At 54.6% G+C, this 2,500-nt stretch carries 1 rRNA gene (cut by a window edge); it reads left to right on the top strand.

The window, feature by feature from the left end:
- Positions 1-2,432, top strand: a 23S ribosomal RNA gene (locus BUA42_RS20740) (it extends 400 nt beyond the left edge of the window).
- Positions 2,433-2,500: the final 68 nt, after the last annotated feature.

Here is a 2,500-nt window from a genome sequence, read left to right as displayed (position 1 = left end):
GGGACACGTGAAATCCTGTCTGAAGATCGGAGGACCACCTTCGAAGGCTAAGTACTCCTTACTGACCGATAGTGAACCAGTACCGTGAGGGAAAGGTGAAAAGCACCCCGACGAGGGGAGTGAAACAGTACCTGAAACCGAACGCCTACAATCAGTCGGAGGTTCTTTACGAACTGACGGCGTACCTTTTGTATAATGGGTCATCGACTTGGTCTATCTAGCAAGCTTAAGCCGTTAGGTGTAGGCGCAGCGAAAGCGAGTCTTAATAGGGCGCATGAGTTAGATGGATCAGACCCGAAACCGAGTGATCTAGGCATGGCCAGGTTGAAGGTTGGGTAACACCAACTGGAGGACCGAACCCACATCCGTTGAAAAGGATCGGGATGAGCTGTGCCTAGGGGTGAAAGGCCAATCAAACTCGGAGATAGCTGGTTCTCTGCGAAATCTATTTAGGTAGAGCGTCATCCGAATACCCCGGGGGGTAGAGCACTGGATGGGTAATGGGGCCCCACAGGCTTACTGATCCTAACCAAACTCCGAATACCCGGGAGTACTAGATGGCAGACACACTGCGGATGCTAACGTCCGTAGTGGAGAGGGAAACAACCCTGACCGACAGCTAAGGCCCCCAATTCATGGCTAAGTGGGAAAGCAGGTGGGACGACCAAAACAACCAGGAGGTTGGCTTAGAAGCAGCCATCCTTTAAAGATAGCGTAACAGCTCACTGGTCTAAACAAGTTGTCCTGCGGCGAAGATGTAACGGGGCTCAAGCCATGAGCCGAAGCTTCGGATGCACATAGTGCATGGTAGCAGAGCGTAGTGTGACATAGTTCCATGTCTCTTTAGCCTTCTTCGGAAGGTTTTGGAGACAAGGAGCTTACTGTGAAGCGGGCGCGTGAGCGATCCCGTGGAGTGATCACTAGCGAGAATGATGACATGAGTAGCGACAAAGAGTGTGAGAGACACTCTCGCCGAAAGTCCAAGGGTTCCTGCTTAAAGCTAATCTGAGCAGGGTAAGCCGGCCCCTAAGCCGAGGCCGAAAGGCGTAGGCGATGGGAACCAGGTTAATATTCCTGGGCCAGATGGAAGTGACGGATCGTGAAGGTTGTTCCTCCTTATCGGATTGGAGGGGCCGCTGATCGGTTCCTGGAAATAGCTCCATCATGAGACCGTACCCTAAACCGACACAGGTGGACTGGTAGAGAATACCAAGGCGCTTGAGAGAACGATGTTGAAGGAACTCGGCAAAATACCTCCGTAAGTTCGCGAGAAGGAGGCCCGGTTCCTAGGCAACTAGGGGCTGGGGGCACAAACCAGGGGGTGGCGACTGTTTATTAAAAACACAGGGCTCTGCGAAGTCGCAAGACGACGTATAGGGTCTGACGCCTGCCCGGTGCCTGAAGGTTAAAAGGAGGGGTGAGAGCTCTGAATTGAAGCCCAGGTAAACGGCGGCCGTAACTATAACGGTCCTAAGGTAGCGAAATTCCTTGTCGGGTAAGTTCCGACCTGCACGAATGGCGTAACGACTTCCCCGCTGTCTCCAACATCGACTCAGCGAAATTGAATTGCCTGTCAAGATGCAGGCTTCCCGCGGTTAGACGGAAAGACCCCGTGCACCTTTACTACAGCTTCGCACTGGCATCAGGACTGCAATGTGCAGGATAGGTGGTGGGCTTTGAAGCCGGGACGCCAGTCTCGGTGGAGCCGCCCTTGAGATACCACCCTTTGCATTCTTGATGTCTAACCGCGGTCCGTTATCCGGATCCGGGACCCTGCGTGGCGGGTAGTTTGACTGGGGCGGTCGCCTCCTAAAGCGTAACGGAGGCGCGCGAAGGTTGGCTCAGAGCGGTCGGAAATCGCTCGTTGAGTGCAATGGCAGAAGCCAGCCTGACTGCGAGACTGACAAGTCGAGCAGAGTCGAAAGACGGCCATAGTGATCCGGTGGTCCCAAGTGGGAGGGCCATCGCTCAACGGATAAAAGGTACGCCGGGGATAACAGGCTGATACTGCCCAAGAGTCCATATCGACGGCAGTGTTTGGCACCTCGATGTCGGCTCATCTCATCCTGGGGCTGGAGCAGGTCCCAAGGGTACGGCTGTTCGCCGTTTAAAGAGGTACGTGAGCTGGGTTTAGAACGTCGTGAGACAGTTCGGTCCCTATCTGCCGTGGGTGTAGGATACTTGAGAGGAGTTGCCCCTAGTACGAGAGGACCGGGGTGAACGATCCACTGGTGGACCTGTTGTGGCGCCAGCCGCAGTGCAGGGTAGCTATGATCGGACAGGATAACCGCTGAAGGCATCTAAGCGGGAAGCCCCCCTCAAAACAAGGTATCCCTGAGGGCCGTGGTAGACCACCACGTCGATAGGCCGGAGGTGTAAGCGCAGCAATGCGTTCAGCTGACCGGTACTAATGGCCCGATAGGCTTGATTTGATCCAGTAATAATAAAACCGGCGCGCTAAAGTCAGAGCGCGACGCACTGGAACCAAGATCAAAAGCAC

The organism is Marivita hallyeonensis (assembly GCF_900129875.1).
GTDB classification, from domain to species: Bacteria; Pseudomonadota; Alphaproteobacteria; order Rhodobacterales; family Rhodobacteraceae; genus Marivita; species Marivita hallyeonensis.
This window is presented reverse-complemented; position numbering and strand designations above follow the sequence as displayed.